This is a genomic window from Marnyiella aurantia (assembly GCF_014041915.1).
GTDB classification, from domain to species: Bacteria; Bacteroidota; Bacteroidia; order Flavobacteriales; family Weeksellaceae; genus Marnyiella; species Marnyiella aurantia.
This window is the reverse complement of the sequence record NZ_CP059472.1, coordinates 2,594,896-2,613,493: the sequence shown is the minus strand read 5'-3', so window position 1 is coordinate 2,613,493 and position 18,598 is coordinate 2,594,896. Positions and strand designations below refer to the sequence as shown.

25 protein-coding genes and 1 pseudogene are annotated in these 18,598 nt (G+C 41.7%); 9 read left to right on the top strand and 17 right to left on the bottom strand.

Annotated elements, in window-relative coordinates:
- Positions 1-67 precede the first annotated feature (67 nt).
- Positions 68-493: an acyl-CoA thioesterase gene (locus tag H1R16_RS12185; protein ID WP_181886775.1), complete on the top strand. Its 426-nt coding sequence runs from the start codon at positions 68-70 to the stop codon at positions 491-493.
- An 83-nt stretch (positions 494-576) separates the two neighbouring features.
- Positions 577-1,029, top strand: a complete 453-nt coding sequence (locus H1R16_RS12180; RefSeq protein WP_181886279.1) for a hypothetical protein — start codon at positions 577-579, stop codon at positions 1,027-1,029.
- 66 nt (positions 1,030-1,095) lie between these two features.
- On the opposite strand, the gene H1R16_RS12175 is transcribed toward H1R16_RS12180, so the two are convergent.
- Positions 1,096-2,373, bottom strand: coding sequence for a replication-associated recombination protein A (locus H1R16_RS12175; protein ID WP_181886280.1), 1,278 nt, complete (start codon positions 2,371-2,373; stop codon positions 1,096-1,098).
- 113 nt (positions 2,374-2,486) lie between these two features.
- On the opposite strand from H1R16_RS12175, the gene yidD reads away from it, so the two are divergent.
- Both yidD and lgt read left to right on the top strand, forming a co-directional pair.
- The gene (gene yidD, locus H1R16_RS12170) at positions 2,487-2,723 is read left to right on the top strand and encodes a membrane protein insertion efficiency factor YidD (RefSeq protein WP_181886281.1); all 237 of its coding nucleotides are present in this window, start codon (positions 2,487-2,489) and stop codon (positions 2,721-2,723) included.
- Between the two features lie 15 nt (positions 2,724-2,738).
- A complete protein-coding gene (lgt, locus tag H1R16_RS12165; protein WP_181886282.1) occupies positions 2,739-3,608 on the top strand; it encodes a prolipoprotein diacylglyceryl transferase in 870 nt (289 codons plus the stop codon).
- A 38-nt stretch (positions 3,609-3,646) separates the two neighbouring features.
- Here lgt and H1R16_RS12160 read toward each other — a convergent pair whose 3' ends face one another.
- Complete coding sequence (locus H1R16_RS12160; protein ID WP_228451040.1) at positions 3,647-3,943, bottom strand: hypothetical protein; 297 nt, start codon at positions 3,941-3,943, stop codon at positions 3,647-3,649.
- A gap of 29 nt (positions 3,944-3,972) precedes the next feature.
- The gene (locus H1R16_RS12155; protein ID WP_228451041.1) at positions 3,973-5,475 is read right to left on the bottom strand and encodes an NAD(P)H-hydrate dehydratase; all 1,503 of its coding nucleotides are present in this window, start codon (positions 5,473-5,475) and stop codon (positions 3,973-3,975) included.
- A 129-nt stretch (positions 5,476-5,604) separates the two neighbouring features.
- Between H1R16_RS12155 and mscL the strand changes: the two genes are divergently transcribed.
- A complete protein-coding gene (gene mscL, locus H1R16_RS12150) occupies positions 5,605-5,988 on the top strand; it encodes a large conductance mechanosensitive channel protein MscL (protein ID WP_181886283.1) in 384 nt (127 codons plus the stop codon).
- 19 nt (positions 5,989-6,007) lie between these two features.
- Here mscL and H1R16_RS12145 read toward each other — a convergent pair whose 3' ends face one another.
- Entirely contained in the window at positions 6,008-6,967 is a 960-nt protein-coding gene (locus H1R16_RS12145) for a D-2-hydroxyacid dehydrogenase (RefSeq protein ID WP_181886284.1), read from the bottom strand.
- Between the two features lie 6 nt (positions 6,968-6,973).
- Complete coding sequence (locus H1R16_RS12140; protein WP_181886778.1) at positions 6,974-7,375, bottom strand: LNS2 domain-containing protein; 402 nt, start codon at positions 7,373-7,375, stop codon at positions 6,974-6,976.
- A 145-nt stretch (positions 7,376-7,520) separates the two neighbouring features.
- Between H1R16_RS12140 and idi the strand changes: the two genes are divergently transcribed.
- Both idi and gcvT read left to right on the top strand, forming a co-directional pair.
- Complete coding sequence (idi, locus tag H1R16_RS12135) at positions 7,521-8,030, top strand: isopentenyl-diphosphate Delta-isomerase (protein WP_181886285.1); 510 nt, start codon at positions 7,521-7,523, stop codon at positions 8,028-8,030.
- Positions 8,031-8,100: 70 nt separating this feature from the next.
- Positions 8,101-9,183 (top strand): glycine cleavage system aminomethyltransferase GcvT, encoded by a 1,083-nt coding sequence (gene gcvT, locus H1R16_RS12130; RefSeq protein ID WP_181886286.1) that lies wholly within the window; start codon positions 8,101-8,103, stop codon positions 9,181-9,183.
- 70 nt (positions 9,184-9,253) lie between these two features.
- Here gcvT and H1R16_RS12125 read toward each other — a convergent pair whose 3' ends face one another.
- The 4 genes from H1R16_RS12125 to lysM all read right to left on the bottom strand — a co-directional run bounded on the left by H1R16_RS12125 (position 9,254) and on the right by lysM (position 11,122).
- On the bottom strand, positions 9,254-9,682 hold the full coding sequence (locus tag H1R16_RS12125) for an Hsp20/alpha crystallin family protein (RefSeq protein WP_181886287.1): 429 nt from the start codon (positions 9,680-9,682) through the stop codon (positions 9,254-9,256).
- Between the two features lie 164 nt (positions 9,683-9,846).
- Positions 9,847-10,197: a hypothetical protein gene (locus H1R16_RS12120; protein ID WP_181886288.1), complete on the bottom strand. Its 351-nt coding sequence runs from the start codon at positions 10,195-10,197 to the stop codon at positions 9,847-9,849.
- Complete coding sequence (locus H1R16_RS12115; RefSeq protein ID WP_181886289.1) at positions 10,187-10,537, bottom strand: arsenate reductase family protein; 351 nt, start codon at positions 10,535-10,537, stop codon at positions 10,187-10,189. The genes H1R16_RS12120 and H1R16_RS12115 overlap by 11 nt, the downstream gene beginning before the upstream one ends.
- A 114-nt stretch (positions 10,538-10,651) precedes the next feature.
- Positions 10,652-11,122, bottom strand: a complete 471-nt coding sequence (lysM, locus tag H1R16_RS12110) for a peptidoglycan-binding protein LysM (protein ID WP_181886290.1) — start codon at positions 11,120-11,122, stop codon at positions 10,652-10,654.
- Positions 11,123-11,299: 177 nt separating this feature from the next.
- Here lysM and H1R16_RS12105 point away from each other — a divergent pair, with 177 nt between their 5' ends.
- On the top strand, positions 11,300-11,767 hold the full coding sequence (locus tag H1R16_RS12105; protein WP_181886291.1) for an acyl-CoA thioesterase: 468 nt from the start codon (positions 11,300-11,302) through the stop codon (positions 11,765-11,767).
- Between the two features lie 344 nt (positions 11,768-12,111).
- Here the strand turns inward: H1R16_RS12105 and H1R16_RS12280 are convergent.
- A pseudogene (locus H1R16_RS12280) lies at positions 12,112-12,216 on the bottom strand (transposase); the annotation flags it as partial.
- 201 nt (positions 12,217-12,417) lie between these two features.
- On the opposite strand from H1R16_RS12280, the gene H1R16_RS12095 reads away from it, so the two are divergent.
- The gene (locus tag H1R16_RS12095) at positions 12,418-12,990 is read left to right on the top strand and encodes a hypothetical protein (protein ID WP_181886292.1); all 573 of its coding nucleotides are present in this window, start codon (positions 12,418-12,420) and stop codon (positions 12,988-12,990) included.
- A gap of 383 nt (positions 12,991-13,373) precedes the next feature.
- On the opposite strand, the gene H1R16_RS12090 is transcribed toward H1R16_RS12095, so the two are convergent.
- The 7 genes from H1R16_RS12090 to H1R16_RS12060 all read right to left on the bottom strand — a co-directional run bounded on the left by H1R16_RS12090 (position 13,374) and on the right by H1R16_RS12060 (position 18,576).
- Complete coding sequence (locus tag H1R16_RS12090; RefSeq protein WP_181886293.1) at positions 13,374-13,619, bottom strand: hypothetical protein; 246 nt, start codon at positions 13,617-13,619, stop codon at positions 13,374-13,376.
- A 292-nt stretch (positions 13,620-13,911) separates the two neighbouring features.
- On the bottom strand, positions 13,912-15,483 hold the full coding sequence (gene rny, locus H1R16_RS12085) for a ribonuclease Y (protein ID WP_181886294.1): 1,572 nt from the start codon (positions 15,481-15,483) through the stop codon (positions 13,912-13,914).
- Positions 15,484-15,721: 238 nt separating this feature from the next.
- Entirely contained in the window at positions 15,722-16,009 is a 288-nt protein-coding gene (locus H1R16_RS12080; protein WP_181886295.1) for a cell division protein ZapA, read from the bottom strand.
- Positions 16,009-16,311 carry a peptide chain release factor 1 gene (locus H1R16_RS12075; protein WP_181886296.1) on the bottom strand — a complete coding sequence of 101 codons (303 nt, stop codon included), beginning with the start codon at positions 16,309-16,311 and terminating at the stop codon, positions 16,009-16,011. Before H1R16_RS12075 ends, H1R16_RS12080 begins: the two co-directional genes overlap by 1 nt.
- Before the next feature lie 143 nt (positions 16,312-16,454).
- Positions 16,455-17,237 (bottom strand): type IX secretion/gliding motility protein PorT/SprT, encoded by a 783-nt coding sequence (gene porT, locus H1R16_RS12070; RefSeq protein ID WP_181886297.1) that lies wholly within the window; start codon positions 17,235-17,237, stop codon positions 16,455-16,457.
- Between the two features lie 40 nt (positions 17,238-17,277).
- Entirely contained in the window at positions 17,278-17,997 is a 720-nt protein-coding gene (gene ubiE / locus H1R16_RS12065; RefSeq protein ID WP_181886298.1) for a bifunctional demethylmenaquinone methyltransferase/2-methoxy-6-polyprenyl-1,4-benzoquinol methylase UbiE, read from the bottom strand.
- A gap of 9 nt (positions 17,998-18,006) precedes the next feature.
- Entirely contained in the window at positions 18,007-18,576 is a 570-nt protein-coding gene (locus tag H1R16_RS12060) for a hypothetical protein (protein ID WP_181886299.1), read from the bottom strand.
- Positions 18,577-18,598 lie beyond the last annotated feature (22 nt).

The following is an 18,598-nucleotide window of genomic DNA, read 5'->3' as shown; positions in this document are numbered from 1 at the left end:
TTAAAAAAAAACAGTTGTGCCCTTGATTATTAAAAAATATATTTGTATGTCTAAAAACAACTTTTCAATGATACATTCAACTACCTCATTACGAGTACGTTATGCCGATACAGACCCCATGAAATACGTGTACTACGGTAACTACGCCGAATACCTGGAAGTTGCCCGTGTGGAACTTTTTCGCGGCATTGGAATGTCGTACGATGAGATTGAAAACCGGGGTATCTGGCTGCCCGTTTCGGAGTTCATAATCAGGTATCTGAAGCCGGCAAGATATGACCAAATCCTGACCATTGAAACCTATGTAAAAAAAATTCCGGGGGTACGGATAGAATTTGAATATGAAATTTTTGGTGAGCAGGGTGAGAGGATTTCTGAAGCTTCCACTACCCTTTTTTTTCTGGATTCGTCCAACAACAAAATTATAAAGTGTCCGGATTTCCTTATGCAGCTCATCCAAAATAACTGGCAACAGGATAAATTGGTGCCCTAATGCGGCTATCGTAATAATTTTGCCAAAATAATTCAATAAATCAATTGTTTTACTATTTTTGTAAAAGAAATAAATCAAAGCTTATGAAAAAATTATTTTACTTCTTCGCCATTTTCGCCTCAGCTACTGCATTTGCCCAGCAAAATTCCGCTAAATCTGTAGTTCTTGTTGACGGAATGCTGGCATCCAGTACCCTGATAGCACAGGATAAAAAAAATGTTCAGTCCACCAATACTTATAAATCTACCAACCTGCCACAAAATCTGAAGAGTTTTGAAAGTCTTGCGGCAAACGGTATTACTGCAGTAAAGGTGAAGGAGAACTATTATGACAAGATTTCACTGAAAGAACTGAACCAGGGTTTCAAACTGGAGGGCAACACGCCGGTTAACTTTGACGGTAATATGATTACCAATACCGATCTGATTGTTCTGGGAAATGTTCTGGAACATATGGAAGTTACTGAAGTAAACGGTAAGAAAATGATTACAATTTCTACTACACCAAAAGCAACATCGGCATCAGCACTTAAATAAAGTATCTGTTATTATAAATGAAAGCGTCCCCCTAAGGACGCTTTTTTGTTACCTTTTAAATAGGCCTCAGTACTTGCCCTTCCATTTTTTCCTGAGTTCTGATTCTATTTTATTCTCGGTGGAATTATTCCCCGGTTTGTAAAACTGCGTTCCTGAAATTTCAGCTGGCAGAAATTCTAGGTCTACAAAATTTCCTTCGTGTGAGTGGGCATAATCGTAATCTCGGCCGTAATCCATTTCCCTCATCAGCTTTTTAGGAGCATTACGCAGATGTAAGGGAACGGGCAGGTCACCGGTTTTCTTCACAAAAGCCATCGCCTCATTGATTGCGGTATAGGTTGAATTGCTTTTAGGTGAAACCGCCAGATAAACCGCTGTCTCGCTCAAAATTATCCGGGATTCCGGATGACCGATCACATTTACTGCCTGAAAGCAGTTATTGGCAATCACCAAGGCATTGGGATTAGCCAGACCAATATCTTCGGCTGCCAGGATGAGCATCCTGCGCGCAATAAACTTCACATCTTCGCCTCCTGTCAGCATCCGGGCAAGCCAATAGACAGCACCGTTTGGATCTGATCCACGCATGGATTTGATGAAGGCCGATATAATATCGTAATGCTGTTCGCCATTCTTATCATACAGCGCCATTGTTTCCTGCAGCACTTCCAGTACATCATCATTGGAAATGTCGGTCTTGCCACTGTTAAGGAAATTGTTCAGCACATTTTCTACCGAGTTAATAAGCTTTCGCGCGTCGCCACCGGAATACTTGATGAAAGCCTCTTTCGCCGAAATACTGAAATGTGTACCGTGTTCAGAGTTATAATTTCGGAGAGCCGTCTGTGCCAGTTCTTCAAGTTTTTCGTAGGTCAGGGACTTCAGAACATACACCTGCGACCTGGACAGCAGTGCTGAAACCACTTCAAAACTGGGATTTTCAGTTGTAGCTCCAATCAGTACGATCCAGCCTTTTTCTACCGCATGTAATAAGGAATCCTGCTGGGACTTATTGAAACGGTGTATCTCATCAATAAAAAGAATGGGAGATTTTCCGGAGAAAAGGTTTTGCTTCTTTGCCTCATCAATAACTTCCCGAACATCTTTCACGCCACTGGAAACGGCCGAAAGTTTGAAAAATTTACGTCCCGACTGTATAGAAATAATCTCAGCCAGGGTAGTTTTACCTGTACCTGGAGGACCCCAGAAAATAAGTGAACTCAGCGTATCATTTCGGAGCATTTTCCGGATCGCGCCGTTTTCGCCTGTAAGATGCTCCTGCCCCAATACTTCATCCAGATTTTGGGGACGCATTTTTTCGGCCAGCGGGGCATTTACATTCATAAACTTTTTATTATGCTTCAAAGTTAATGATTCTGGCAAAAAGGAAATCCGAACAAAGGTTTCAAAAATTTCAGACTATTGATTAATTAAAGTATTTTTGCATTGCTTTGAAAATGAATTTCAACAGAATCACTACTTTTCCTTTACTCCTGCTGATCAGATTTTATCAGTGGTTTATCTCCCCTATTTTACCAAAGAACTGCCGTTACCAACCCACATGTTCGCAGTATATGGCAGAGGCTCTGCAGGTGCACGGTGTTTTCAAAGGTTTGTGGCTGGGAACAAAACGCATAGGGAGATGTCATCCGTGGGGAGGTGAAGGGTACGATCCTGTTCCGCCAAAAAAATAAATAAACTAAAAAGATATGCTCACACTTTTATACACGACATGGGATCCGTCTACCGGGATCCATCTGGGACCGATAACGCTGCACTACTACAGTCTGATGTTTGTAATTGCCTTCGGCCTTGGCTATTTTCTGATGACGAAAATGTATAAGATTGATAATGTAAACCTGAAATACGTGGAACCCGTGTTCACATGGACACTGGTAGGAACTATTCTGGGCGCAAGGATCGGACATGTTGTATTTTATCAGCCGGAACTTTTCAGACAGGATTTTTGGTCAGTATTTCTGCCCATTCAGACTGTACCGGAGTTCAAGTTCACCGGCTTTTCGGGTCTTGCGAGCCACGGAGCAACAATAATGGTCATTCTTACCACACTTTATTACTCATATAAGATCATCAAAAAAAATCCGCTTTGGGTTTTTGACAGAATTGCTATTGTAGTTGCGATCGGCGGAGCATTCGTGCGTTTAGGTAACTTCTTCAATTCCGAAATCATCGGTAAGCCAGCCCCGGAAAACTCACCGTTTGCAGTGTTATTTCCTCAGCAAAGCACCGAATATGGCGCCATTGTGCCGCGCTACCCTACTCAACTTTTTGAAGCTGCGGGATATGTCTTACTTTTTGTCCTTCTGTGGAGCCTTTACAGATATACAAACCGAAAATACCAGCAGGGATGGTTATTTGGGCTTTTCTTTATCCTGCTTTGGGCCATCAGGTTTTTTGTAGAATTCCTGAAAGAACCGCAGGGCGACGAATTCATTCAGTTTGCCGGATTAAACACCGGGCAGGTACTGTCTATCCCGTTTATGATTGCCGGAGCGGTAATTATGTGGTACTCGCAAAAGAATAGAATTACACAGGCAGAGAACGAAAAACCTGACTAAAATAAATGCCTTTCAGATAATGAAAGGCATTTTTCGTTTTACTTAAGATCCGTAATCCGTATCAGACCTTCGTTTTCATGATACATCATGCAAACTACCTTGTCTGCAAATTCCGGACACAGATTGGTTTTTTCAAATTTTGCGGTTACCACGGCACCTTCTTTATGTTTGCTGAGGATTTCCGCATTGCAAACCAACCAGTCTTTTGAATCTACGCGAAGATAGGTTCCGGTGCAGTCCCGTGTTACGGTAGCGGTCTTTGCTGCTCCACTGGCGGCGCACGACATCATAATTGCCGCAAATAATGCTGAATAAGCTAGTTTCAGTAATTTCATTTCCATATTTTTTGTTGTAGAATCAAAATTCACACCCCTTCAGCGAGACTCAGGAAAACAGTACCAATTTCATCAATCAGATCAGTAGCTAACATTGCTTCCTGTGAATGTTTCTTTGCTGCCAGATCACCCGCCCTACCATGAAGCCAGACACCGAGTAGTGCCGCGTCCTCAGGGCCGTACTTTTGTGCAACAAGCGCCGTAATGATTCCAAGCAGAACATCACCGCTGCCCCCTTTAGCCATCCCTGCGTTGCCGGTTGTATTATAATATACATTTCCTTCCGGCGTAACTACCTGTGTATTGTGATCTTTAAGCACGAAATAGATATTCAGGTCGGATGCCTGCTGCCGCGCAAGTTTTAACTTTGCAAAAGAATCAGCCGATTTACCGAAAAGTCTTTCAAACTCTTTAGGATGTGGAGTGATGATACTGCCGGGAGGAACAGCTCTGAGCAATTCAGGACTTGCTGCCAGAATATTTAAGGCATCTGCGTCCAATACAATAGCCTCGCGTCGGTTCTGCAAAAAATTTGCAAGTGCGGCAGCAGTTTCCGAATGAGTCCCAAGCCCCGGCCCGATGCCCACGGCCATCTCTTCACCCCCCGGTATAGAGGTGAGGTGATTTTCACCTGCCGATTCAAACATGGCTTCCGGACAGGAGGTCTGCATAATATTATATCCGGATGTGGGAGATGCAGCAACCGTTATTCCGCTTCCGGTTTTAAGTGCTGCACGCACCGCCAAAACTGCTGCTCCCATTTTGCCATAACTTCCGGCAACGATCAGACTTTTTCCGAAACTGCCTTTATGCGAAAAGTCATTCCTCTTGTTATACCGCTGACCAATAAAAGTTTTATCAATCGCAAAATCATTAGCCGGCTCATCAAACGCCATGGACAGGCCAATATCGAGAATATGGATTTTTCCGCAGAATATGCCGGTTTCCGGATGAAGAAATGATTTTTTGAGACTTTGAAATGTAAGCGTATGATCTGCACGCAAAATTGCGGAACCTTCAACGGCTAAGGAATCCGCGGACAGCCCGGACGGAATATCAATTGAAACCTTTATATTATCAAAAGTGTTTAAATGTAGGACTGCTTCTTTATAAACTCCGCTAATTTGATCTTTAAAACCTGAACCAAAAAGCGCGTCAATATAGATCACATCTCCTGCCGGAACTATTTCTGAGAATTCCTTTAAATCAATGCAGTCTATAGAAGGTACCTGCTGTATCTCTTTCCAATTGGTGAGGGCATCCGGTGTTTTAAATAAGGTCCGCATTTCTGCGCAAACAGTTACCTCCGCACCTCTAAAACGCAGCAAGCGTGCAATGGCAAGACCGTCACCACCGTTATTACCCGGACCACACAGAATGCAGTACTTTTTATGAATTCCGAACCGGGATTCCAGCCATGAAGTACAGGCCTGAGCTGCGCTTTCCATCAACTGAAGTGAGGTAATACCTTCATTCTGAACAGTAAAACTGTCCCAATTTCTGATTTGGCCTGCTGAATATATCTTCATCATTTTATTGAATATTCTAAATTAATAAATGTAAGTGACTAGCGGATATTCCTGAAATAGTACTCACCTTCGTTAAAACTTTATCAACCTTATGATAATTTAGTTAAATTTGAGAATATAAAAACTATAGCTATGGGCTTAATACAGGAATTTAAAGAATTTGCATTTAAAGGAAATGTAATGGATTTGGCAGTCGGTGTAATTATCGGCGCGGCATTCGGGAAAATAGTAACCTCTCTTGTAGAGGACGTTATAACACCACTGATACTGAATCCCACACTGGAAGCAGTAAATGCAGAGAACATTGCGCAGCTTTCCTGGAACGGCGTAAAATACGGGAGTTTCCTATCTGCCGGAATTAGTTTCCTCTGCATCGCTATGGTACTGTTCTGGATCATTAAAGCTGCCAACAAGGTAAGCCGTCCTGTCCCCGCTGCTCCGGCAGGCCCTACAAAGGAAGAATTGTTGCTTACTGAAATCAGAGATCTTCTGAAAGACAAAAATTCCATTCACTAATCCGGCAACTTTCCTGAAATCAGGGAATCTGGAGTAAACTGCAAATTTGCTGGGCGAGGGACAGACCAATTCTGTCCTGAGCTTCCAGTGTAGAGGCACCGGTATGCGGTGTGAGTGATATGGACGGATGCATCAGGATATCCGCCGAAGGTGTAGGTTCATCAATAAACACATCCAGACCCGCAAATCTGATCCTGCCCGCGTCCAGCGCCTGAAGCAATGCAGTTTCATCTACAACGCCTCCCCGTGAGCAGTTAATTATGGCTGCACCCTGCTTCATCATCTTAAATTCTTTTTCACCGATCATAAAACCTTCTGCCTGCGTGGGAACATGTAAAGTAAGAAAATCAGCGTGCCTTAAAACTCCCTCCAAAGGTTCGGTTTCTATATCCACGTTGATAAACTGGTTGTTGTAGAATTTCACCTTTATACTTGCCCGTCCCACATTACTGTCGGCAGCAATAACTCGCATTCCAAGTCCTAAAGCAATCCGGGCAACTTCCTGTCCGATTTTTCCCATCCCGATGATTCCGATGGTCTTGCCGCGCAGTTCAATCCCGGCCTCGTATGATTTTTTAAGCTGAGTAAAATGCGTAATGCCCACTTCCGGCATCTTGCGGTTGGAATCATGCAGATAGCGGCAACCGGAAAAAAGGTGTGCAAATACCAGTTCTGCTACAGATTCCGACGATGCAGCGGGCGTGTTTATGACGTGGAGCCCCTTTAACCGGGCATAATCAACATCAATATTGTCCATTCCCACACCTCCACGGCCAATTATCTGAAGAGTTGGACATTGGTCTATTAATTCATGACGCACCTGTGTAGCACTCCGCACAAGGAGCGTACGGATGGTGTTTGAGTTAATATACTCCGCCAACATTTCCTGCGGAACCTTCTCTGTGAGTACCTGAAACCCTTTGGACTCTAATACCTGTATCCCCGACCGGTCCAGACCGTCATTTGCTAATATCTTCATTGTTTATTAATCTTTAAATACATCAACAGTTACCTGCTTCTCCACGAACTCAGTAAACTTACCTAAATATTGGGTAGCCCGTACCGTATGATTGTCAATCCAGTGATAATTTCCGCCACGCGGTTTACCAAACAGTATGCTGTGGTATTTGAAACCGTTACGGTCCAGCCATTCCTCGGTAATCTTTCTAAGATCCTCCGTTCTTGAGGTGAAGAAACAGATCTTATGACCCTGCTCAAACCAATGATTAATCGTATCCCGGGCATCGGGGTAGGGTTTGCTGTGAATCATCCTCTCCGGCTGCTCATTGGGAACATCATCAGTTATAGTTCCGTCAATATCAATAAGGTAATTTTTTATACCTTCTCTCAGTCGTGGACTAACCTGTCCTTCAAAATTCATTTCCATAATCATGATCTCCTAAATCAAATTTACATTTTTTTTGAGGGCTGTTAAGTATGCAAATCCATTGAAAACTGAATTTCCATTGGGAAGAGACTAATAAAGGATAAAATATTTCATAAATCACCTTATAAGTCATAAATTTGTAAGAATGGAAGAGCGTGTAGTGTTAGTTTCAGAACAAGACGAAGTTTTGGGCACAATGGAAAAGATGAAAGCCCACGAGAATGGTGTACTGCACCGCGCTTTCTCGGTTTTCCTTTTTAACGACCAGGGTGAAATGCTGCTTCAGAAGAGAGCTGAGGGCAAATACCACTCTCCTAACCAATGGACCAATGCGGTATGCTCACACCCGAGGCTGAACGAAACCTATCTTGAGGGTGCACAGCGCCGGATGCGGGAGGAATTGGGCATAGAAGCCACGCTTTCGGAAAAGTTCAACTTCATTTACAAAGCGGATGTAGGACAGAATCTGTGGGAGCACGAACTGGACCATGTATTCACGGGATCGTATAACGGCAAGTTTCATCTTAATATTGAGGAAGTTAGTGAAGTCCGCTTTATATCTATGGAGGAACTGGACAGTGAGATGCAGGCACATCCGGAACTTTTTACCGAATGGTTTAAGATTATTCTGGAAGAATATAAGCATCATTTATAGAGTAAAAGAAGGGAGCTGGTCAGAAACCGGCAACCTTAAAATGATAATAAGAAATTAAAATTAAGCAATAATGACTAAAAGAACTGCGCTGTTTGACAAGCACGTTTCCCTGGGAGCGAAAATGGTACCTTTTGCAGGATTTGATATGCCTGTACAATATTCCGGTGTTACGGAAGAGCATTTTGCAGTGCGCGAAAAAGTAGGAATCTTCGACGTTTCCCATATGGGTCAGATCTTCGTGGAAGGACCCGCGGCCAAAGATTTACTACAGTATGTAACAACGAACAATCTGGATACGCTGGAAACCGGAAAAGCGCAGTATACCTGCCTGCCAAACGGTAACGGCGGTATTGTAGACGATCTGATCATCTACAAAATGTCAGATGAAAAATATTTCGTTGTTGTAAACGCCTCCAATATTGAAAAAGACTGGAACCACATTGTTAAGCATAACGAAAACTTTAACGCCAAACTTACCAATGCGTCTGATGAAATGTCCCTTATCGCCATTCAGGGTCCGAAAGCTACTGAAACTCTTCAGAAATTAACAGATACAAACCTGGCGGATCTTCTTTACTACCATTTTACCGAGGGAACTGTTGCAGGCATGAAGGATGTAATAATCTCCAACACCGGATACACCGGAAGCGGCGGCTTTGAAATCTACTTCAGAAATGAAGATGCGGTTAAGATATGGGATGCGTTAACAGAGGCTGGTGAGGAATTTGGATTGCTACCTTGCGGACTGGCATCGCGTGATACCCTGAGGCTGGAAAAAGGTTTCTGTCTGTACGGCAACGATATTGACGATACCACTTCCCCATTGGAAGCAGGACTTGGTTGGATTACAAAGTTTGACAAGGATTTTGTTGATAAGGACAGGTTTGCGAAACAGAAAGAAGAAGGAATTACAAAGAAACTCGTCGGTTTCGAAATGCAGGAAAGAGCCATCCCAAGACATGACTATCCTGTGGTGGATGCTGAAGGTAATGTAATTGGAAGAGTTACTTCCGGAACAATGAGTCCAATGAAATCAACAGGTATTGGTCTGGCGTATGTAGACAAGCCAAATTTTAAAGTAGGCTCGGATATCTTTATCCAGATCCGTAACAAGAATGTACCTGCAAAAGTTGTAAAAACACCGTTCGTTTAAGTATAGGACGGACAAACAGTAAAGCGCCGCCCGGAAAATTCCTGGCGGCGCTTTACATTAGCAAAAAAAACTATTTAATCTCAATAGACTTAATATTCTCTACGGTTATATCCTTTTTAGGGACGGTGATCTTCAGTATCCCATCTTCATAGGCAGCTTCTATTCTATCAGCATCTACACTGTCCGGCAATGTAAACGAACGGCTGAATGAACTGTAATTAAACTCCCTGCGTGTGAATGATCCGTCGAAATCTTTTTGCTCTGTTTCCTCACGGGTTTCACTGCCCACCGTTAGAACATTACGTTCCAGGTCAATCTTGAAATTCTCTTTTTTGATACCCGGCGCAGCAACCTGTATTTCGAAACTGTCCTTTTGTTCAAGCACATTCACTGAAGGTAAGGTAGCTTCGGAAGGTGAAAATTTCGGTCTGTTAAACTCAAATAGATCTTTGGTAATAAAATCGTCAAAAAAACTGTTTCTTCTGATTAAATTAGACATGATAAAATATTTTTTGGGTTAAACATCAAGTAACTTTACCCATTGTTCCGCAAAAAAAATGCCCGCATAAATTTGCGGACATTATTTCAGTTAAGACTGATTACCAAGTCATTATGACAGTTTCAGGCCGTTGATATTATATTTTGAACAGAAAAAATGTCACACTAGCGCACGTGCTGAAAGCAGTAATCATTGCCGATACGTGTAGTCCGTTTACACCTTGCCCCGGCTTTCGTAGTTCCGCGGCACCGACTGGCTACATTGGTTCCCGCAACCTTCCTGGATGCTGAAATTTCCGCGCTAATTTTTGCGGAAGGCGGTCTGCAAATCTTACAGGGATCCAGTCCGGCCCGTAATGCATTCTGAATGCTGGTTACAGCAGAAACATTTTTAACCATCCGGCAGGAAGCCAAATGGTATTTCAAACCCGAAGGAGTTTTGTAAACATTCTGAGCGGTGAGCGATAATCCTGAAAGCAGGAAAGCAAGCCACAGGAATTTTACTTTAGTCGGCAAAGTACGACCTTAAAGCTTCAAGGTTCTTTTTGTCGTTACCTATAAATATTTCTGTGTCTGTAAGGAAAACAGGACGCTTCAGGAAAGTGTAGTGATCCAGTATAAGTTCTTTGTAATCCTCTTCGGTGAGTTTCTTGGGATCCAGCTCACGGAGTTTTATCTGATTGGACTTCTTACTGAAAAAAGCTTCATAGGAACCTGCAAGCTTATACATCTGCTCCACTTCTTCTTCTGTAATCGGATTTATCTTAATTTCGCGGAGCTCCCAATCTTTCAAATTAAATTTTTTCAGAATTTTAAGACAGGTGTCGCAGGTTTTAAGGTAAAAAACTTTTTTCATCTTGCTAATATAATAAAAAATAAATGGCTGGAGGCATAAAGGATGGATAATTTTCATGTAAAAAGCATCCATTTAACTAAAAACAGGATGCTTTTCATAAGATTTAGATTTAGACTATTGCGGAATCACCAGAACCTGACCCGGATAGATTTTATCGGGGTCCGATAGCATCGGTTTATTCGCATCAAATATTCTGTTGTATGCATTGGCATCTCCGTACACATCCTTTGCAATTTTTGAAAGTGTGTCTCCGCTTTGTACCGTATGAAACTTTGGCTGTACTGCAGCGGCGGCAGGTGCGGCCGTCTGAGCTACAACCGGTGCAGCCTTAACCGTCATACGGTCATTTACACCGTCAATACCTTCCACATTTCCGGCAGCTACATAAATTTTTCCTTTTTCGTCCCAGTTTTTTGCCTCACCCTGGATGGTTACCTTATCATCGGCCACTGTAAAGGTTAGTGCAGAAATATCGAAACCATACTTAGCGACATGATTTTTCACCTTCAAGGCCTGTTCTTCCGGCTTTTCGCCACCGCCAAAAATTTTCTCACCTACGTTTTTCAAAAATGATCCTAATCCCATTGTTTGTAATATTTAAATGTTATATACCAAAGGCTATCTTCAGCACGCTGAACCTATCAACTTCTATGCTTAAGTACGTTAATAACTTGTTAAATCTGAAAAGAGCTGTGTTTAGTTACTGCACACCAATCGGGATTTATCTTAAATTATCATTAACTTTAAATTAAATATTGAATTATGGTTAACACTCCTATCAGTTTTCAGTTCATATCCGAACCCAGCGATGTTAATTACGGCGGCAACGTGCATGGCGGCAGCGTAATGAAGTGGATAGACCAGGCCGGCTATGCGTGCGCTACCACCTGGAGCGGAAATTACTCGGTAACGGTGTATGTGGGCGGTATAAGGTTTTATGAACCCATCAAGATTGGTGAGATTGTAAAGGTGGAAGCTCAGGTAATTTATACTGGAACTTCCAGTATGCATATTTCCATCAATGTATTTTCCAGGAATCTTAAGCAACCGGACTTCGACAAGAAAACGCACTGCATCATTGTGTTTGTTGCGGTTGATGAAAACGGAAAGAAGCTACCGGTGACCAAATGGGTTCCCGAAACCGAAAAGGAGAAGCAAAACGAGGCATATGCCATCCGGCTTATGCAGTTGAGAGAACAAATTGAAGATGAAATGAAGCCGTTTCTCTAGTTGAGAGTCCTAACGGGGGTAGCATCCCGCTAATCGTGTAAGTTGAAAAATTATTCTGAAAATTTTGAGCCCTCAAAGCTCAGAAATTTTCAGGGCAGGTAGTGATCCCAAACACGCCTGTTTTTGATGTCCGACAGTTTACTTTTCTCTAAAACAACCCCGCTTTTCAAGCAAAATCCGGAAAACAGCACTCTTCCATCCAGAAGTCCTTGTCCGTGCGCGAAATCTATGGCTCTGCTGTACCTGTAATCCTCCGCACTGAAACCAATCCTGCTTCACTAGGATTGATATACATAAACTAATGTATAATATTAGACTTATCGTGCACGCAATGCAGTCGCGCGGTAGCGGGGTTGGCTTATTCCATGTTCACGGCAGATCTCATTCACTGTTTCCCCCTTATTCTGTTCAGATAAAATCTTTACTATCTGAACCTCTGTAAATTTGCTTTATTTCATCTTTCCCAATTTAAAAACTATATTTATATTCGTTTCGGTTATTGGCCAAGATTACAAAAGGTTAGTGAAGAAGTTAATAATGGAACCTTACACCATGCCGTTTTCAGCTGGCAAAAAAAGGAATTAATTAACAATGATGTTGCTATTTTAGAATGTATATTTGTAGGAGATTACTTGATAAATCTATAAGAAATGAATAAAATATTATGCTTGTTTGTATTTTTATTATTATATTCTTGTACAGCAGAAGAAATATTTATTAGTAATATTAAAACTACGGAAAACCCTTTTCTTTCTTTTAGGGATCATGGCTTTAATAAGGATTATAGAGTAATTGAATTAAATATACCGTTAGAATTTACTTTAGAGAATAAAACTAACAGTACAGTTGTAATTCAAAATCTTTGCGAATTTTCATTGATGCTTAATGAGAAAAACGTCAAAAGTGGATATAATTTGGCCAATTTTTATGAAATAAAAGGAGAAGATTTAAATTCCGAATTTATCCTTAATCCTAATCAAATACGAAGACTAAAAGTAAACTATTTATTTGGTATTTCCAATTCTGACGGCTCAAACGATTGCGTTTTCGATGATTTCGGAGAAGAATTAAAGATAACAGATACAATCTTCATAGAAAAAAATTCTTGTTTAAATAAATTTTACAATTATATCCATAATGGTAATAATACCATAGCTTTTTACTACAATAAAAGTGATAAAAGAATTAAAAAGGATGTTCTTATAAAAAAGTTAGATAAGTAGTTTTACTAACTGCTGCAGTTAAGCAGTTATTGGAAAAAATTGAGCAACCAAGTTGTGCTTTTCTCTCCGAAGTCCTAAACTTCGGAGTTTTAATTTATAAAATATACTGTTTCGGAGAGCTTACACAACCGTACTTAGGCGAAACCCCCTGCTGCCGCACGATTGCATCGTGTGGCCACTTTTAAAGATAAAAAAATTAAATATCCGGAAAACCACAATTCCATCCAGAAGTTCTTGCCATCCGCGTAATCTATGGTGCTGCTGTACCGGTAATCCTCGCCACGAAAAGCCAATCCCGGTTCACCAGGATTTTGATGCACATAAGCTGATGTATAACATTAGAATTATCGTGCACGCAATGCAATCGTGCGGCAGCGGGGATGTTATTCTTTATCGTAATCCAGTTCTTTATAGGTTGAGAAATAAATCAGGTTCAGTGTAAGGATTACGATCAATAATGCTGAAGATGAGTTGAAATATTCCAATGGCTCTTCCAGAAAGGAATTCAAAATCCGTCCGAAGACTACAAGTCCGATAATACTTTGAAGAGAATAGGCCCAGGTTCTGTATCGAATCTTCTTTATTCGTTCATCTTCAATTTTTTCCTTTGAAATATTTATCAACGCCATCCCAGTTAATAACAAAGTGACCGCGATCCTAAAGTCATGTTCAGTATCTGGAAACCAGCCTTGCGTTTGGAGAATAAAAACAGCCACTGACAATAGGATTACAGCGACCCCAACCATTTTAAAGCTGTTCGGAAGCAAATACACATCCCTTTTTATAAATTGAGTACTCATAAGGATAAGGTATTGTAGGTGAGTTACTTTAAATTAATGGAAAACTTACTGTTGGATTAAGATACAAAAAATCCTTTCTTAATACAGAAAGGATTGATTTGTTGAAATATTTTGATCGAATTTATCTCGCAATATTCACGGATCTGGTCTCGCGAATAACCGTTACACGTACCTGACCCGGATAGGTAAGCTCGTTCTGGATCTTTTCGGAGATATCGTAAGACAGCTGTGAGGACTGGTCGTCATTCACCTTGTTACTTTCTACCATAACCCGAAGTTCACGTCCGGCCTGTATGGCATAGGCACTGGAAACCCCGTCAAAACTCATCGCTGCCGCTTCAAGGTCTTTTAAACGCTGGATGTAAGATTCCAGCACCTGACGTCTGGCGCCCGGCCTTGCTCCTGAAATCGCATCAGCCACCTGAATGATCGGTGAAAGAAGCGAAGTCATCTCAACCTCGTCGTGGTGCGCACCGATGGCATTCACCACCTCGGCATTTTCGCCATACTTCTCGGCCCACTGCATGCCTAACAGTGCGTGTGGTAGCTCGGATTCCTGTTCCGGCACCTTACCGATATCGTGAAGCAATCCAGCTCTTTTAGCCATCTTAACATTCAGTCCAAGCTCCGCAGCCATCGTCGCGGCAATGTTGGCCACCTCACGTGAGTGCTGAAGAAGATTCTGTCCGTAAGAAGACCTGAACTTCATGCGACCCACGATTTTAACCAGTTCAGGATGAAGTCCATGAATACCCAAATCCATTATGGTTCTTTTTCCAACTTCAATGATCTCTTCTTCAATCATTTTCTTGGTCTTCTCCACCACCTCTTCAATCCTAGCAGGGTGTATTCTGCCGTCTGTAACCAGTCTGTGCAGGGACAGTCTTGCGATTTCACGTCTTACCGGATCGAAACAGGAAAGCAGGATAGCTTCCGGAGTATCGTCCACAATAATTTCAACGCCCGTTGCAGCTTCCAGGGCACGGATATTACGTCCTTCCCTACCGATAATACGGCCTTTAATTTCGTCTGATTCAATATTGAAAACAGAAACAGAATTCTCGATAGCCTGCTCAGTACCTATACGCTGTATCGTTTGGATAACAATTTTTCTGGCCTCCTGCTTGGCATTAAGCTGCGCTTCTTCCATGATGCTTTGCACGTGAGACTGCGCGCGGCTCTTTGCTTCAGCTTTCATTGCCTCCACAAGTTCAGCTTTTGCGTCTTCGGCACTGTAATTTGCAATTTTTTCCAGGATTTCAACTTTCTGAGCGATTACCGCATCAAGGTCCTGCTGTTTCTTTTCAAGAATTTCATGCTTGGTTGAATAATCCGCAATCTGTCTGTCCAGGTCTTTTTCCAGTTTACCGGTCTTGCTAAGTTCGTCATTAAGTTTCTGCTCTTTGTCGCGGATTCTTTTCTCTGCATCCTGCATTTTCTTTTCACGGCTCTGAATCTCGCCATCATGCTGAGATTTAAGTTCCAGAAACTTCACCTTCGCCTGGGACTCTTTGTCCTTGCGTACGGATTCGGCCTTTACATTTGCAGTTTCTATAATGTTTTCGGCATTCTTTTTTGCATCTTCCAGAATGAATTTAGCCTTGGTATTTAGTGAACTTCGGGAAAAAACCATCCCAAGCACGGCCCCAATGACCAGTGCGAGGATGCCTACGATAATAACAGTTGTTGTCATATTGCGTTTTATTAATCTTGTTTATATTATGATAATGTTTTTAAATAAAAAAAGCCCACAACAGTTCAGTGATATAGAGTAAACTCCTAATCAACACGATTTGAACTGATTCCCAATGTCTGTAATCCGCGGTTGCGGCACGCCATTCACTGGACTTTTGCTCGGTAATTGTTTAGCGTTGAGTTTACCTTTAATGTGTTAGAACTATTGTAGGCAGTACTTTAAGGAAAAGAAAAATCTACTTTTCCAGGTCTTCCAGCAACTGATTGATCTTCATCAGCCTGTCATTGGAAGCATTTATATTCTTTTCGTTAGCTTTGGCCGATACTTCAGCATTGGTGCCCAGTTTAAGAGCGCACATTGCCAGTGCATCCTGCTTATCCCGGACATCGAAATTAAGCTCAAAATCCTTTATCATAGCTTCGATCTGCTTGCCCACCTTGCGGAGTGTTTCCTCTTCGGCGGCCGGTACATTAAGTGGATACACCCTGCCGGCTACATTGATGGTAATACGCCTTACATCCATTACAATCCACTGTTTTGAAGCTCTGCGATACAGGAGTCCACTTCCTTAATAAGCCGGTTGATATGGCTTTTCATAAGGCGGTTATGCTCCGGATTTCCTGATATTGCTGAATAAAGTTTTATTTTCTTCTGTTCTTCTGCGAGTACCTGGCTTTTTTTACGCTCTTCATCATATTTGCTCTGCAGCTCAGCGTATTCTTTTTCCAGATCCCTATATTTTGTATAAAGATTCCTGTAATCCTTATTTACATTAGATATTTTTCTTTCCAATTCAGAAAAATTATTTTCTAATTCTTTAAGCATTCCAGGTCTTTAAAATTCTAACATTTAAGCAAAAGTATAAAATTAATTTGAAATCAGGCACTTTAGCGCTCAGTATTTAACGCCTGAATATAAAAAAAGAAGGCTTGAACAAACCTTCTTTCATATTTAGCAGAATTTTAAACTTATTCAAATTTCAGTATGAACATGAACGCGCGGGACTGTGCTGTGCTTATTGATTTTGCCCAATATGGAGGAGTGCCCGGATCATCTGATACCATCTCATTATTAAGGAAAAATGTGCCTCTGAATCCTGGGGTAAGTTTAAATCTGCTGAAATAAATCTGTACACCCATCTCTGCAGACCAGGCAAAATTATGTGTTGTGGAGCGGAAAACACCCTGCAGGTTATCATCCGTATTATTCGCGTTGGACTGCAGGTTCATAATATAATTTACCCCTGCCGCGGCATAGGCCCGTGTATTGTACCAGCGGTCTCCATGTACTTCGATCAATGCAGGAATATCCAGCATTGTTGCCTTCACGGTACGGACTTTATCTGCTTCCGTAAGCTCCATTGGAGCAAAAGGAGGATTGGTAAGTGTACCGGCAGAGTACTGATCATTCGTCTGCGTCTCGAAACGAAGTTCCCTCTGAATAAACTGCAATCCGGGTTCCAGCCTTAAATCGAAATGGTCGTTCAGACGCATCTTACCTATAAGTCCTGCACCAAAACCGTAGCTTGGCTTGGAAGTAACGAGGTTATGGTTCACATCCATCCCGTATCTTGGATCCAGTACCAGACGGTAATCGTACATTGCCCCATTAAGATAAAAGCCCCAGCTGAACTTCTGTTGGTCAAAACTCTCCAGTTTATCCATTCGGTTTCTTGTTCGGAACTGTGCATCTGCAAAGGTGGCAAACGCTAACGACGATAGGACCAACGACTTAAATAAAATTCTGTTCATGTGTTATATTAATTTTTAGAACATCCAGCAATTCCGGATATCATTTGGTAGCTTTATAAATAGTGGCAATACCTAAACTCAGTTTTTTGTACTCAACATTCTTAAATCCTGTTTCCAGCAATATGTTCTTCATTTTCTCTCCATACGGAAAGGCGTTCACCGAATCCGGCAGATAACTGTAGGCCCTGTGATCCTTGGAAATCAATTTCCCTATCCTTGGCAGGATATTCCGGAAATAGAACATATAGAATGGTCCCAAAAACCCTTCAACCTTAGAAAATTCCAGAATATAAACACTTCGGTTTTCCTTCACTACCCTTTTAAGTTCTGTCAGTCCTCTGCTCAGATTTTCAAAATTTCTCACCCCAAATGCCACCGATACAGCGTCAAAACTGTTATCACTAAAAGGAAGGTTCTCTGCGTCACCTTTCTGCATGGAAATTCTGCCGTCTAAATTAAGTTTTTTTATTTTAACTATACCAACATTTAACATTTGCTGAGACAAATCCAAACCCACGACCTCGGCCTGCGTTCCTTTCTGCACCGCAATGGCCAGATCTCCCGTCCCTGTGGCCACGTCCAGGACTTTTTGCACGCCGTCCATCTTCATCCACTTTACAAGTGTATTTCTCCAGGCCACATCAATTTTCATTGAAAGTACATGGTTCAGCAAATCGTATTTCGGAGCTATGTTGTCAAACATGTCCTCTACCTCACTCTTCTTGCTGGCATCTGAGTTATAGGGCTTTATCTGTTCCAAATCTGTGTATTAAAATTGATAGTATTCTTTGTAGTAATTCAGGAAATCCTGTTTTCTGAAAATCTTGGTCCGCGCCTCCACTTTCTGTATATTCTTCACCACAGGGTCGTATTTTTCATCCAGGTTATAGTAGAAATCATCAGTATATAAACTGTTGAAAAGTTTAGGTGCGCCATGGTAGGCCTTACCATCAATCATTGTGGTTCCTATGGCTGTAAGCAGCGAATCCCGTTTCAGGTCGTAACCATAATACTGCGTATTGATATAATAATCCTGATGTGAAATATTCAGCAGTCCCCGACCTTTGTTCACCGTAAAAACTGAATCGTACAGCATGGTTTTCTTCTCATCATAAACCTTAATGCTGTTTTTGCCCCTGGGCATATCGACCTTAATATACTGTCCTGAGGTGATGATCCGCTCGTCATCATCATTCAGGCGGAAATAATAAACTTCAGGGGTGGGATTATCCACCAGGAAGTAGTCTTTCTTCGCCAGGAAAACAAAATAGACCCCAAATGCCATTATCACAACCAAAACGGATATTATAAAGCCTGTTAAGGCGGGGTTTTTCTTCATTGTTTTTCAGGGTTATTTCTGC

Coding starts and splice junctions, on each gene's coding strand:
- H1R16_RS12185 (WP_181886775.1), top strand. CDS start 68: ATGATACATTCAACTACCTCATTACGAGTACGTTATGCCGATACAGAC.
- H1R16_RS12180 (WP_181886279.1), top strand. CDS start 577: ATGAAAAAATTATTTTACTTCTTCGCCATTTTCGCCTCAGCTACTGCA.
- H1R16_RS12175 (WP_181886280.1), bottom strand. CDS start 2,373: ATGAATGTAAATGCCCCGCTGGCCGAAAAAATGCGTCCCCAAAATCTG.
- yidD (WP_181886281.1), top strand. CDS start 2,487: ATGAATTTCAACAGAATCACTACTTTTCCTTTACTCCTGCTGATCAGA.
- lgt (WP_181886282.1), top strand. CDS start 2,739: ATGCTCACACTTTTATACACGACATGGGATCCGTCTACCGGGATCCAT.
- H1R16_RS12160 (WP_228451040.1), bottom strand. CDS start 3,943: ATGAAATTACTGAAACTAGCTTATTCAGCATTATTTGCGGCAATTATG.
- H1R16_RS12155 (WP_228451041.1), bottom strand. CDS start 5,475: ATGATGAAGATATATTCAGCAGGCCAAATCAGAAATTGGGACAGTTTT.
- mscL (WP_181886283.1), top strand. CDS start 5,605: ATGGGCTTAATACAGGAATTTAAAGAATTTGCATTTAAAGGAAATGTA.
- H1R16_RS12145 (WP_181886284.1), bottom strand. CDS start 6,967: ATGAAGATATTAGCAAATGACGGTCTGGACCGGTCGGGGATACAGGTA.
- H1R16_RS12140 (WP_181886778.1), bottom strand. CDS start 7,375: ATGGAAATGAATTTTGAAGGACAGGTTAGTCCACGACTGAGAGAAGGT.
- idi (WP_181886285.1), top strand. CDS start 7,521: ATGGAAGAGCGTGTAGTGTTAGTTTCAGAACAAGACGAAGTTTTGGGC.
- gcvT (WP_181886286.1), top strand. CDS start 8,101: ATGACTAAAAGAACTGCGCTGTTTGACAAGCACGTTTCCCTGGGAGCG.
- H1R16_RS12125 (WP_181886287.1), bottom strand. CDS start 9,682: ATGTCTAATTTAATCAGAAGAAACAGTTTTTTTGACGATTTTATTACC.
- H1R16_RS12115 (WP_181886289.1), bottom strand. CDS start 10,537: ATGAAAAAAGTTTTTTACCTTAAAACCTGCGACACCTGTCTTAAAATT.
- lysM (WP_181886290.1), bottom strand. CDS start 11,122: ATGGGATTAGGATCATTTTTGAAAAACGTAGGTGAGAAAATTTTTGGC.
- H1R16_RS12105 (WP_181886291.1), top strand. CDS start 11,300: ATGGTTAACACTCCTATCAGTTTTCAGTTCATATCCGAACCCAGCGAT.
- H1R16_RS12095 (WP_181886292.1), top strand. CDS start 12,418: ATGAATAAAATATTATGCTTGTTTGTATTTTTATTATTATATTCTTGT.
- H1R16_RS12090 (WP_181886293.1), bottom strand. CDS start 13,619: ATGGCGTTGATAAATATTTCAAAGGAAAAAATTGAAGATGAACGAATA.
- rny (WP_181886294.1), bottom strand. CDS start 15,483: ATGACAACAACTGTTATTATCGTAGGCATCCTCGCACTGGTCATTGGG.
- H1R16_RS12080 (WP_181886295.1), bottom strand. CDS start 16,009: ATGGATGTAAGGCGTATTACCATCAATGTAGCCGGCAGGGTGTATCCA.
- H1R16_RS12075 (WP_181886296.1), bottom strand. CDS start 16,311: ATGCTTAAAGAATTAGAAAATAATTTTTCTGAATTGGAAAGAAAAATA.
- porT (WP_181886297.1), bottom strand. CDS start 17,237: ATGAACAGAATTTTATTTAAGTCGTTGGTCCTATCGTCGTTAGCGTTT.
- H1R16_RS12060 (WP_181886299.1), bottom strand. CDS start 18,576: ATGAAGAAAAACCCCGCCTTAACAGGCTTTATAATATCCGTTTTGGTT.